The 13,754-nt window shown below is 54.1% G+C and carries 7 protein-coding genes and 1 pseudogene; 5 read left to right on the top strand and 3 right to left on the bottom strand.

Annotation, left to right across the window (positions count from 1 at the left end; all coding sequences use genetic code 11):
- Window positions 1–160 precede the first annotated feature (160 nt).
- The 3 genes and pseudogenes from AC4G46_RS15725 to AC4G46_RS15735 all read right to left on the bottom strand — a co-directional run.
- A pseudogene (locus AC4G46_RS15725) lies at window positions 161–304 on the bottom strand (small acid-soluble spore protein Tlp); the annotation flags it as partial.
- The gene (locus AC4G46_RS15730) at window positions 305–4,540 is read right to left on the bottom strand and encodes a sulfite reductase subunit alpha (protein WP_491123547.1); all 4,236 of its coding nucleotides are present in this window, start codon (window positions 4,538–4,540) and stop codon (window positions 305–307) included.
- Between the two features lie 38 nt (window positions 4,541–4,578).
- Window positions 4,579–5,811 (bottom strand): MFS transporter, encoded by a 1,233-nt coding sequence (locus AC4G46_RS15735; protein WP_491123548.1) that lies wholly within the window; start codon window positions 5,809–5,811, stop codon window positions 4,579–4,581.
- 825 nt (window positions 5,812–6,636) lie between these two features.
- Between AC4G46_RS15735 and hydE the strand changes: the two genes are divergently transcribed.
- From hydE to nuoF, 5 genes are all read left to right on the top strand, one after another.
- On the top strand, window positions 6,637–7,686 hold the full coding sequence (hydE, locus tag AC4G46_RS15740; RefSeq protein WP_491123549.1) for a [FeFe] hydrogenase H-cluster radical SAM maturase HydE: 1,050 nt from the start codon (window positions 6,637–6,639) through the stop codon (window positions 7,684–7,686).
- 313 nt (window positions 7,687–7,999) lie between these two features.
- On the top strand, window positions 8,000–8,992 hold the full coding sequence (locus tag AC4G46_RS15745; protein WP_491123550.1) for a 2-oxoacid:acceptor oxidoreductase family protein: 993 nt from the start codon (window positions 8,000–8,002) through the stop codon (window positions 8,990–8,992).
- A 22-nt stretch (window positions 8,993–9,014) separates the two neighbouring features.
- Complete coding sequence (locus tag AC4G46_RS15750; RefSeq protein WP_491123551.1) at window positions 9,015–11,306, top strand: thiamine pyrophosphate-dependent enzyme; 2,292 nt, start codon at window positions 9,015–9,017, stop codon at window positions 11,304–11,306.
- Window positions 11,307–11,331: 25 nt separating this feature from the next.
- Window positions 11,332–11,832, top strand: coding sequence for an NADH-quinone oxidoreductase subunit NuoE (nuoE, locus tag AC4G46_RS15755; protein WP_491123552.1), 501 nt, complete (start codon window positions 11,332–11,334; stop codon window positions 11,830–11,832).
- A 41-nt stretch (window positions 11,833–11,873) separates the two neighbouring features.
- A complete protein-coding gene (nuoF, locus tag AC4G46_RS15760) occupies window positions 11,874–13,751 on the top strand; it encodes an NADH-quinone oxidoreductase subunit NuoF (protein ID WP_491123553.1) in 1,878 nt (625 codons plus the stop codon).
- Window positions 13,752–13,754 lie beyond the last annotated feature (3 nt).

Below are 13,754 nucleotides of genomic sequence, written 5' to 3' on the forward strand. Positions count from 1 at the left end.
CGGTATCCCAGCGATAATGCTTGAAGGTACAGATTGATGGTGTGGCCTATCACCCGCACAAGTAGAGCTGCATAGAGAAACAGCCCGTATGAGCGTTGGGCCGAATTAAACAAATGGCGATGCCACCCCGGTAGAACGGGGGGGCATCGCCATTAGCTGTCTACTCCTCGGAATGTGAGGCTTCGTCCTTAACTTCCTCACGGAAGCCTTTGATGCTTTTTTTGCGTCGTTCGTTCTTTGCCTCGATTTGACCACGTTCCTTGCTGCTGATTTCAGAAGAAAACTCGTTTAAATAGTCTTCTGCTTAATAAACATCCCGCGCATACCGCTTGGATAACGACATTTCTTTTACATAATGATTCGCTTCATCCGCTGTCATGCCGCCGTGCTGCTGGATAACCATCTTCAGCGCGGCATCTACCTCTTTGGCCATTTGCTGGGCATCTCCGCATACGTAAAAGTGCGCGCCTTCCTGAAGCCAGGCCCAGAGCTCGGCCCCATGCTCAAGGATGCGGTGCTGTACATAAACCTTGTCAGCCTGATCGCGGGAAAAGGCCGTATCCAGCCGGTGCAGGAAACCTTCCAGTTGAAGATCCGCAAGCTCTTCGCGGAAATAGAAATCACTTTCCTCCCGCTGTTCACCGAAGATCAGCCAGTTTCTTCCCTTGGCCCCGGATGCTTTGCGCTCTTGCAGGAAGCCCCGGAACGGTGCAATGCCAGTACCCGGGCCGACCATTATCATCGGGGCATCGGGATTAGCCGGCGGGCGGAAATGGGCATTCTTTTGAATGAAAACGGGAATGTCCGTATCCTCTGTAGCAAGGTCTGCGAGAAAGGTTGAGCATACTCCCTTGCGGGTGCTGCCGTTACTCTCGTAGCGGACAGTGGAAACGGTAATATGAACCTCGTTCGGACTGGCTTTCGGGCTGGAAGAAATCGAATAGAGGCGGGGCTGCAAAGGCTTGAGTTGCTCCATAAGCTCCTGTGCGCTGAGGGGAACCGGAAATTCCTGCAGCACATCGATCAGCTGACGGCCCCACAGCCATTGCTTGAGCTCCGCCGGGTTCTCATTGTCAAGCAGCTTGCTTAACCGGGCATCCTGAGCGCGGTCACGGATGAACCGGAGCATATCCGGTGTCACCCGGGCAATCTCGAAATGACGGAGCAGCGCCTCGGTCACCCGCATCTCTCCCTGGCCTTTGACAAGCACCGGAGTAGAGGGATCAATGCCCAGTGTATGCAGCAGCTCGCGGACCAGATCCGGACAGTTGGCAGGCCACACGCCCAGAGCATCGCCGGCTTCGAACCGGACCCCGGCAGACGTAAGGTCGAAGGCGTAGTGGCGGGTTTCTTTTTCAGATCCGGCCTTGTTCAGGTTCTGCTTGAACAGCAGCCTGGACGATACCGGGTGGTTCCGGTGATATCCGCGCGGATCTGAACTAGAGGCAACCGTAGCGGATACGGCAAGCTGAGGGGATGAATTACTGCTTGCTTCGGCAGGTACACCGGGCTTCGGGCTGACTGTAAATCCGCTCAACAATTCAGAGATATCATTCGTCCAAGCATCCACCTGCTCCTGAAAGTCCGTATTACAATGGGCACAGTCAAGCAGCCGCTGCGCGCCAAGCTCCGTGAGGCGGGTATCCAGATTCCGCCCGAAGCCACAAAAGAGATCGTAATTGGAATCCCCGAAAGCGAGCACGGCATAACGCAGATCCTGAAGCTGCGGGGCATTCTCTGCCTGGAGGGACTGGAAGAAGCTTTCGCCATTGTCTGGAGGGTCACCGGCTCCGAAGGTGCTGGCGATGAACAGGGCAAACCGGTTCTTGGACAGATCGCCCACGGAGTATTGGTTCATATTTACGAGCCGTACATCATAACCGGCTTGCTGTAACTTCCTGGCGCAGTCAATGGCTGCACCCTCTGCATTTCCCGTCTGTGAAGCCCATAGAATAGTTACCGGAAGCTTGGCCGCAGCGGTACTCTCCGGCGGCGGAGCAGCCTTCGAATGGGCTGAGTCTGTTAGCGTTTCTGTTCTTGCGTATGCTTCCGCTCCGGTAAGCGGGACGCGGGAGAACATGCCAGCGAGCAGGCCATCTACAAAGAAGCGGGTAGGTGCTTCAAAAGGTGCGCTGGACGGCAGAACCGGGATGCCGGAAGCGGGTCCGCCAGCCTCGGTGCGCAGGCTGGTGAGGAAGCCGGAGAGATAAGCCTGCTCGTGGCTATCCAGATTCAGGGCTGCGGGGGCTTCAATCCCTAGCAGACCTGCAAGTGTGTTAAGCTGCTTCATCGTTAAGGCCTCCTCAGGGTGGATGGTCTCTGTGCTGGCTGGCTGTGAAGCCGGAATCTGGTCTTTGGCCGGAGTATGCCGTTCTCCGCCAGGTTGAGCTGCAGCCTTGACCAGAGACACCGAACAGAATTTTAACTCGGGCTGCAAGGACATAGGGTCGACGGCATCATTGGTAACATCATTGACAGCCAGCTGTGACCCAAAGACATCATTCCAGTGAAAAGGGGCAAAGCAGTTGCCGGGGCGCACGCGGTCTGAGAGGACCGCCGGAAGAACAGCCAGCCCCCGCCGCGATCGGAGCTCCACCGGCTCCCGGTCCTTAATTCCCAGGACTTCAGCATCTTCCGGGTGGATTTCCACAAAGGGGCCCGGATTTAGTTTATTGAGCTTCTGGACCTTGCCTGTTTTGGTCAGCGTATGCCATTGATGCTGCAAGCGGCCGGAATTCAGCACAAAGGGATAGTCACTGTCCGGCAGCTCTGCAGGCGGCATATACGGACGTGCCCAGAATACAGCCTTTCCGCTTTCTGTCGGGAACACGAGATCCGGAGAACTGTGATCTGAATGTTCAATCTGTGCTGTGCCGCCTTGACGGTTCAGATACCGGATGGGATTCCGGTCATTCGGCTGATCCGGCGCACTAGGCCACTGAACAGGCGTTGCTCTTAGCCGTTCATAGGTGGCTCCGCGCAGGTCATATCCTGTTTTCGGATTCCAGGCTTGCTGGATTTCCGCGTAGACCTCGGCTGAAGAAGAGTAGGAAAAAGCCTCAGCATAACCCATCTCAGCGGCTACCCGGGCAATAAGCTGCCAGTCCGGCATAGCTTCTCCAGGCGGCTTCACGGCCTGCTGCATCAGGGTCAGGTTGCGCTCCGAATTAATCATCACGCCTTCAGCTTCAGCCCATAAGGCTCCGGGCAGCAGAATATCCGCATACCGGTTGGTCTCGGTATGCAGGAAGCTGTCCTGGGTAATGACCAGCTCCGCTGCTTCCAGGGCAGCAATGACCTTCTTGCGGTTCGGAACGGTAGCCACCGGATTGGTGCAGATAATCCAGCAGGCTTTGATCTTGCCTGTGATCATGCTTTCGAACATGGAGATGGTACCGCCGCTGACATCTGTCCTAAGAGTGCCTTGGGGAATTTCCCACAGCTTCTCTATGAAGCTGCGGTCAGTCTCAGACACCAGAGAACGCTGTCCGGGCAAGCCCGGCCCCATGTAGCCCATCTCCCGGCCGCCCATGGCATTGGGCTGTCCGGTGAGGGAGAAGGGGCCGCTCCCCGGACGGCAGATCGTTCCTGTAGCCAGATGCAGATTACAGATAGCATTCGTGTGCCAGGTGCCGTGAATGCTCTGGTTGAGACCCATGGTCCAGCAGGACATCCACTCCGGAGCCCCACCAATCCACTCAGCTGCCTTACGGATATCCGCTTCCGGGATGCCGGTGATTTCGGAGACTTTATCCGGCGGATAATCCTCCAGGAATTCCTCCATACTCTCAAAGCCTAAGGTGAACCGGGAGATAAAGGCCGGGTCCGTATAGCCGTTCTTAACCAGCAGATGCAGCAGTCCGTTGAGCAGGGCCAGATCCGTTCCGGGTCGGATCTGCATGAACAGGTCGGCTTTCTCGGCCGTTGCCGTCCGCCGGGGGTCAACAACAATCAGCTTGGCACCGTTCTTCACCCGGTCCATCATCCGCAGGAACAGAATCGGATGACAATCGGCCATATTGGCGCCGATAACGAAGAATAAATCGGTCTGATCCATATCCTGATAGGAACCCGGAGGGCCATCCGCTCCCAGGGAGAGCTTGTAGCCGTTGCCGGCACCAGCCATACACAGACGTGAATTGGACTCAATATTCGACGTCCGGATGAAGCCTTTGGCCAGCTTGTTAATCAGATACTGGGCCTCCAGCGACATTTGCCCCGATACATAGACGGAGAGTGCATCCGGTCCGTGTTCCTCCAGAATGCTGCGCAGCCGCTTCGCGGTCTCGGAGATGGCTGCGCTGATTTCCATTTTTACAGGTTCAGTCCCCCGGGAGGGCCGGCTGTAGGCATACTCCATCCGGCCGGATTCTGTAATCGCAGCTGCAGCGGTGCTGCCTTTGGTGCACAACCGGCCGAAATTGGCCGGATGCTCCTTATCCCCGGTGATTTTGACTACGCGGTTATCGGATACTTCGAGTATGATCCCGCAGCCAACCCCGCAGTAAGGACAGACGCTTTTAACTTTGCCAGTTGTCATGTGAGTTCACCGCCCCGAAGTTTTTTTGTACGAGCTGATTAGAAATTAACCCCGGATTCCGCCTTCGCCCAGGATTTTCTCCAGGATCTTGTTACAGCGTAGAAGATAAGCGTGGTGAGTAACACAATGGAACCAACCACTAGAAAGCCGGTAACTTGTGAACCAGTGGACTGCTTCAACGGGCCCAGAACGTAAGTCGGCAGCAGATATCCGCCAAGACCTCCGGCAGCACCGACAATGCCGGTAATGACTCCGATCTCACTGGAGAAGCGCTGAGGGATGATCTGAAAGACCGAGCCGTTTCCCATCCCGAGGCAGGCCATCATCACGCTGGTATAGACCAGCATTACCAGGAATGAAGCCGGCATTGAGGCAATCGCAAACGCACATACCGAAATTACACTGTACAAAACAAGCAGCAGGCGCATGCCGCCAATCCGGTCCGCAATCCATCCGCCTAAAGGCCGGAAGAAGCTGCCCGCGACGACTGTAATGGTGACCAGGTATCCTACCTGGATTTTGGTCAGCCCTCCCGGGTGTGCGCCGTCGCCGTATACATCATAGAAGAAAATGCTCGCGTAGTTGGCGAACCCGACAAACCCGCCGAAGGTAATGGCATAGAACATTGAGAACCACCAGGTATCCGCATGTCTGAAGACGCTGAGGTAATCTTTGAGCGGTTTGGGCGCAGGGGCATTTGGAGCATCTTTAGCCAATACAGCAAAAACAATCATTACGATCCCCAGAGGAATCAGCGCGAATCCGAACACACTGTGCCATCCGTAAGCCTGGGCGATTTGCGGTCCGAAAAAGGTGGCCAGCGCGGTTCCGCTGTTTCCTGCACCGGCAATACCCATCGCCAGCCCCTGATATTGCGGAGGGTACCAGCGGCTTGCAAGGGACAGCGATACGGCAAAGCTTGCACCTGCGAAACCGAGCAGGAATCCGATCATATGAATCTGCAGCAGGCTGCTTCCGCCAAGCCAGCCCCACAGGAGGGGGATAATGGTGAGAAACATTCCGGTCAGGCCCGCTTTTTTGCTCCCGATGCGGTCTGCCAGGATCCCCATTGGAATCCGGAAGATCGAACCGCCGAGGATAGGGATGGCGACCATGGCTGCTTTTTGGGTATCTGACAAGCCGAAGTCCTTGGTAATGTAGAGCGATAGCGCTCCGCACAGCACCCAAATCATAAAACTTACGTCAAAGTACAAAAAAGCTGATAACAGACTCGGGGCATGACCCGCCTTGCGAAAACTTTTTGCTTCCATTGCTGACATCCTCCTTTTAATAAACCCCAAGTAAGTAAATTGACAAAAAAGGGCCGACTGACAGAACCCGCATACCTGCGGATCGTGTTAATCGGCCCCGTTGCCAATTGCAGCCACGTCATCGTAGCTGACTTTATAAACAAATGTAAGAATGCCGGTACAACAAGCCGTCCAGCCACAACATTGTGGGGAGAACCCGCTGTTTCCTTCGTTGACACAATGTTGTGTCGTTGAAATCTTATAATGTCAATATAAATAGTCACACCGAAAATGTCAATAATGATGACATATAAATTTTTAAATATTCATATTCACTCTTTTTTTAAAGCGTTTTCCGGTAAATATGTTAGGTAATATTACACATAGGGATGCATATTGTCGTCGATCTCTTTTTATCTACGTCTGGCCATATCATTAACTCTGTGGTTACTTCCGAGTCCCGGCTTCTCGAAGGCACAAGCCTTCTTCGATTCTGCCGAGATCCCAACCTTTATTTGAACTGTCCGGAAAAAGGTGCTTGCTAATTGGGCAGACCTAGTTTTTTACGTTAGCTGTATTCTATTTAAGTAGAAGCAATCCGCCCCGATTCTCAATTGGACTGAGAATGACACATCTCCGACAAACCCTGTCGGCATACCCGTTATGCATACACTTTTCAACAATTCCCAAAAAGATCATAACCTGCAGACAAAACCCGGCATTTAAGCATCGGGTGCGGCATAGTCTAGAGTATTCTTAGCGAGTAAATTATTTTATGAAACCGATCATGAGGCACAGTATTCCGCTATGGCTTAAGCCTGCCGCAAGGACGGAGGCCAATGAACAATGGAAGCATTGCTTGACAAATTATCTGAACAGCATGAATTGACCAAGGAAGAAATCGTCTGGTTTCTCGGGCATCTGACTCCCAAATTGAAGCAGCAACTGTACAGCCGGGCTTCAGAGGTCCGTAAGCAGCATTATGGTGTAAGCGTTTACTCCCGCGGGCTGATTGAATTTTCCAGCTTCTGCAGGCAGGACTGCCTGTATTGCGGACTGCGCCGTTCCAATTCCAGTGCAGAGCGTTACCGGCTCACGGAGGAGGAGATTTGTGAATGTGCGGCCGAAGGTTATGAGCTGGGCTACCGGTCGTTCGTGCTGCAGAGCGGGGAGGATATCCATTATTCTGAGCAGGTAATGACCTCTATTGTCCGGAAGCTGAAGCTGCGTTTTCCGGATGCTGCTATCACCCTGTCAGTCGGAGAGCGGAGTGAAGCCTTTTACCGTTCACTGTATAATGCCGGAGCTGACCGTTATCTGCTTCGTCATGAAACTGCATCGCGAGCCCTTTATGAATCTCTTCATCCCGGAATGTTTTACGATCAGCGCATGGACTGCCTGCGCATCCTCCGGGAGATCGGCTATCAGGTAGGGGCGGGCTTCATGGTCGGGCTTCCCGGCCAGACACACCGGCATCTTGCTGAAGATCTGCTGTTTCTAAAAGCATTCCAGCCCGAGATGATCGGCATCGGCCCGTTTATCCCGCACAGCGCTACACCGCTTAAACAAGCGGCCGGCGGGACGGTGGAAGACACACTGGTAATGATCGCGATGGCCAGACTTATGGTGCCGGACGCTCTAATGCCTGCAACTACTGCAATGGGCACGCTGGACCCGTCCGGCCGCGAAAAAGCGCTCCAGGCAGGTGCAAATGTCGTCATGCCCATTCTGTCACCGCTGCAGATCCGCAGCAAATACGCCCTGTATGAGCAAAAAATCTGCATAGGCGATGAACCGGAGCAATGCCGCAGCTGCCTTGAAATGCGGATTGCCGTCTCCGGCTACCGGATGGAGCTTAGCCGGGGGGATCATTGCAGCTATAAGGCACAACTATAAAACAGTAAGTGAATATTTTCACTATATAGAATGAATTTGAAAACTTATATTAAGGGAAGAGTGGCGGAGGGGAATTTTGGAACTGGAGGAGCGGTAGCGACCGTCTGAAAGCTTTTCGCAGAAAAGCTCGCTACGGAAGCATATGCTGTCTGCGGATTTCAACCGTTAAGAACGGTATAAATCAAGAAATCTGCAGACAACAGCGGCCGGAAGTCCAAACATTCTCTGGAGTCACGGTCAATCCCAAATTATATGACCATTTCATTCTAAATTTGAAATATGAGCTTACCGTCACACTGAAGGAGGAAATCCGTTGTCTACCTTGACCAAAAAAAATGCACTCGGCTTCTTTGAGATCCGCCTGGAATCCATCGGGGGGCTTGGCGCCAATCTGGCCGGAAAAATGCTGGCCGAGACTGGAGCGCTGGAGCTTGGCTTTAATGCCGCCAATTTCTCGTCCTACGGTTCCGAGAAGAAGGGCTCGCCTGTCAAAACCTTTGTCCGGTTCTGTGATCCGGAAATGGAGATCAGAGATCATAGCCCGATTGAGCAGCCGCATCTGATCGCCGTTTTTCATGAAGCGCTGTACAAGATTGTGAATGTCGCCAGCGGCCTGCAGCCGGACGGGGTTATTCTGGTCAATACCACCCGCGGCTTTGATGAGGTGCGGGCCAGTCTTGCCGTTGAATCCGGTACCGTGGCCCTGATTGATGCGATGGGCATAGCCGTGGAGGAGAAGACCAAGATTAACACCGCGATGCTCGGCGCGATGTTCCGCATCTGTGATTTTCTTGATCCTGAAGCGATGCGCACCGTTATCCGCCGGACGTTTGAGAAAAAGTACCCGCAGCTTGTAGAGCCCAACCTCCGCACCTTCGACCGGGGCTACAATGAAGTGCAGTTTATGACCTATGAAGTGCCGGAGGGCTCACAGATCAAGCCTTTTAAGCGGGTGCAATCGCTGCTTGGATATAAAACACAGCTGCCCGGCGGCGTAATTACGGCACAGGGCAATAGTATATTGAAGGATCTGGGCGGGTCCCGTGCCGGACTGCTGCCGGAGTTTCATGCGGAGAAGTGCATCAGCTGTGCAGCCTGCGATAATGTGTGTCCGGATTACTGCTTCGTGTGGGAAGCGGAAGCCGATAAACGCGGGCGGATGCAGCAGGTATTGAAGGGGATTGATTACCAGTACTGCAAGGGCTGTCTGAAATGTATAGAGGCTTGCCCCACCGATGCACTGACCAGCCTGCGTGAAGAGCCGGGATATGCCGAGAAGCACCGTGTTGCCCAAGTATTCTGTTAATTGAAGAGGGAGGAACCGACAAATGGCTGTTAGTGAAAATCAATTATCCGGAGCATTGCCGGCTGAGCAGGTTACCTGCTTCGAATCCGGCAATGAAATGGCGGCAACGGCTGCTGCCCAAATTAACTATCATATGATGGGCTATTTTCCGATTACCCCCTCGACCGAGGTTGCCCAATACCTCGACCAGATGAAAGCGCGCGGCCAGCATGATATTCAGCTCGTTGCCGCAGACGGTGAGCATGGCTCGGCGGGAATCTGCTATGGGGCTGCAATGGCAGGCGCACGAGTGATTAACGCCACCAGCTCACAAGGCTTCCTTTATATGCTGGAGCAGCTGCCCACCCAGTCGGGAACCCGGTTTCCAATGGTGCTTAACCTTGTAACCCGTGCCGTCAGCGGTCCGCTGGATATCCGCGGCGACCATTCAGACCTGTACTACGGCCTGAACACCGGCTGGGTTATTCTGACGGCAAGCACACCGCAGGCGGTCTATGACATGAACATTATGGCGCTGCGAATCGCTGAGCACTCAGAGGTACGGCTGCCGGTTATTGTGGCATATGACGGATTTTTCACCTCGCATCAGAAACGCAAGGTGAAATATTTCAAGGATAATAACGTCGTTCAGGACTTTGTCGGGCCGAACCCGAATCACAGCTATCCGAATGTGTCCGACCCGTCCCGTCCGGTAACAATCGGCGCCCACATGGGCGGAGATGATCTGCTGAACAATCACTATCAGCTCTCTGAAGCCCTGGAGAAAGCGGGCGAGGTGTACAGCGGGGTTGCCAGAGACTATGCGCTGCTGTCCGGCCGGGAATATAAGGTGCTCGATCTGTACCGGATGGAAGATGCTGAATACGCTTTATTTTTGCTTAACTCCGCCGGTGAGACGGCCAAAGATACCGTGGACCAGCTGCGTGCCCAAGGTATTAAGGCCGGGCTGATCCGGCCGAACATCATCCGGCCGTTCCCGGCTGAACAGCTGCGCGGCGCACTTAAGAACGTCAAAGCATTGCTCGTCGGCGAACGTGCCGATTCCTACGGCGCCCAGGGCGGCAATCTCACCCATGAGATCCGTTCCGCGCTGCAGACTGATCCTGATAACAGCACGATTGTCCTCTCCCGTATCTTTGGACTGGGCGGCAAGGATTTTTATGCCGACGATGCGGCAGCTTTTTTCCATCTGGCAATCGACGCGGCCGCAAAGGGCTATGCAGAGAAGCCTTTTGACTACTACGGCTACTATCCGGGCGAAGAAAAGGATGCACTTGCTCCGGTAATGGAGCCGCTGCACGGGAATGCCTACAAAACAGGGCTGATTCAGGTCACACAGAGTGAAGAAACCGGACTGCTCAAGGTGAAGCTGCCACCGCTGCGGCAATTGACCGTGAAGCCGCACAGGCTCGCTCCCGGACATGGCGCGTGTCCCGGCTGTGGTGCGCTTTCGGCGCTGGAGCTCTTTTTCAAAGGAATCGAAGGGGATATGGTTGTGCTCTTCCAGACCGGCTGCGCTTATGTAGTTACTGCAAGCTATCCGTATTCCTCGCATAAGCAGACCTTCGTGCACAATCTGTTCCAGAACGGGGCAGCTACGCTGGCCGGCATGGTGGATGCGTTCTATGAACTGAAGCGGCGCGGAGAGATCCAGGTTGCGGATGATGTCACCTTTGTCATGGTCTCCGGGGACGGCGGCATGGATATCGGAATGGGGGCCACCGTTGGTGCGGCTCTGCGCAATCATAAAATGATCATTCTGGAATATGACAACGAAGGCTATATGAATACCGGCTCACAGTTGTCATACAGCACACCGGTGGGTCACATGACCAGCACTTCAGGCGTCGGCGTAGCCCAAAAAGGCAAAAAAGGCCATCACAAGGATACCGCACAAATTCTGGCTGCCTGCAACATTCCTTATGTATTCACAGGAGCGGAGAGCAATCCGCAGGACCTGCTGCAAAAAGCGGCCAAGGCCCAGTGGTATGCCAACAATGTCGGAACAGCCTACGGAAAAATACTCTGCGCCTGTCCGCTCAACTGGAAAACGCCGGATGATCAGGGCAATGAGCTGGTGAAGGCGGCGGTGGATTCCTGCTTTTTCCCGCTATATGAGATTGAACAGGGTATTACCCGCATTACCTATAATCCTGAGGATAAAGGAAAACGCATTCCTGCCGTCGACTGGCTGAAGCGCATGGGCAAAACGAAGCATCTGGTGAAGGATGCGGAGCTGCTGCAGGATTTTGAAAATGAAATTGAACGCCGCTGGAGCCGCCTGAAGCTTAGACATGAGCATGAGCTGCTCTAAATCGGGATGGAAGGGAGCCGTCTGAATGGAACATCATCAACCTTGCAGCAATAGCACCATTGCTGAAGCCGACCGGAAGCTGGAGCAGATCAAGCTGGCCATTGACCAGTTTAAGCAGATGAAGGGTGCTTTAATTCCTGTACTGCATGAGGTTCAGGATGTTTACGGGTTTTTGCCTGAGCCTGTGCTTCAGGTGGTGTCAGCAGAGCTTGATTTACCCATGAGCGAAATTTACGGCGTTGCGTCGTTCTATCATTTCTTTTCGCTTACTCCCAAAGGGGAGCATGTTATCCATGTCTGCATGGGCACCGCCTGTTACATTAAAGGCGCTCAAGGCATACTGGACCGGCTTAGCACAGAGCTGAAGGTTCCGGTTCAGGGAACGACGGAGGACAACAAGTTTACGCTGGAGGCTACGCGCTGCCTCGGAGCGTGCGGGCTGGCCCCTGTACTGACCATCGGGGAAAAGGTGCATGGACGCCTGACGCCGAACGCCGTGCCTAAAATGCTTAAGGAATATAATTAGTTCCCGGCAGTACACGCAAATAGTTAACGGGAGGTATCGGCATGAAGCTGTTAACGGATCTTGATGCCATCCGCACGCTTACCCAGGGACGGCTGGATAACCGGAGGATTAGCGGGGCATCAGGAGAATCAGTTACGTTCAGATCAGTGATGGTATGCGGGGGCACTGGCTGCACATCGTCGGATTCCAATAAAATTATTGCTGCACTGGAGCAGGAAGTCGCCGGCCGCGGCATTCAGACTCAGGTGGAGGTAGTCCGCACCGGCTGTTTTGGGCTGTGTGAGCTGGGTCCGGTTGTAATTGTCTATCCTGAGGGGATTTTTTACAGCCGGGTGGAGGTTAAGGACATTCCGGCGCTCGTCGAGCAGCATCTGGTGAACGGCAAGCCGTATGACAAGAAGATTTATGAGAAGACCCGCCAAGGCGATGAACTGCTGAGCTTTGAAGAAACCGATTTCTACAAAAAACAGGTACGGATCGCGCTGCACAATTGCGGTGTGATCGACCCTGAAGTGATAGATGAGTATATTGCCAGTGACGGGTACCGTGCGTTGGCCCAGGTCTTAACCACAATGAGCCGGGATCAGGTCATTGAAACGGTGAAGAAATCCGGCCTTAGAGGCCGGGGCGGGGGCGGCTTCCTGACCGGACTAAAGTGGGAGTTTGCAGCGCGGCAGAACAAACCGCAGAAGTATGTCATCTGTAATGCCGATGAAGGTGATCCCGGGGCGTTCATGGACCGTTCGATCCTTGAAGGCAATCCGCATTCTGTTATTGAAGCAATGGCGATAGCCGGATATGCCATAGGTGCGAACCAGGGATTTATCTATGTGCGGGCAGAATATCCAATTGCCGTTCAGCGGTTCTCGAAGGCGCTGGATCAGGCCAGGGAATACGGCTTGCTGGGCGATGATATTTTCGGGACGGGATTTGCTTTTAACATTGAGGTGCGACTGGGTGCAGGTGCGTTTGTCTGCGGAGAAGAAACTGCGCTGATTCACTCGATTGAAGGACACCGGGGGATGCCGACGCCGAAGCCGCCGTTTCCGGCCGTTGAAGGGCTGTGGGGCCAGCCGACCATTATCAACAATGTGGAGACGCTCGCCAACATCGGCCAGATTATTCTGAACGGGGCAGAGTGGTATGCCGCAATAGGTACCGAGAAGTCGAAGGGCACCAAAGTGTTCGCGCTTGGAGGCAAGGTGGTGAACACCGGTCTGGTTGAGGTCCCAATGGGCATTACGCTGCGGGAGGTTATCTTCGAGATCGGCGGCGGCATCCCCGGCGGCAAAAAATTCAAGGCTGTCCAGACCGGCGGCCCGTCCGGCGGCTGCCTGACCGAGGAGCATCTGGATTGTACGATTGATTTTGATACGCTGACCAGCCTTGGCTCGATGATGGGTTCAGGCGGGATGATCATTATGGATGAGGACACTTGCATGGTCGATGTGGCTCGTTTTTATCTGGATTTCACCAGGGATGAATCGTGCGGCAAATGTACCCCGTGCCGGATCGGAACGAAGCGGCTGCTGGAGATGCTGGATAAAGTCACTTCCGGCAAAGGTACGCTGGAGGATCTGGATAATATGGAGCAGCTGTCCCTTCAGATCAAGAATGCATCCCTTTGTGCACTCGGGCAGACGGCTCCGAACCCGGTGCTGTCGACTTTAAAATATTTCCGTGAGGAATATCTCGCTCACATAACGGACAGCAAATGCCCCGCAGGTGTCTGCAAAGCGCTGATCTCCTATGAGATTGATGCGGAGCTGTGCAAAGGCTGCAGCCTCTGTGCGCGCAAATGCCCGAGCGATGCCATATCCGGCAAGGTGAAGGAGCCGTATGTGATTGATAAGGCGGCCTGCATCAAGTGCGGCGTCTGCTTCGATGTATGCAAGTTCAAGGCGGTAGCGATAGTCTGACGA

Source organism: Paenibacillus sp. fava2 (assembly GCF_058313675.1).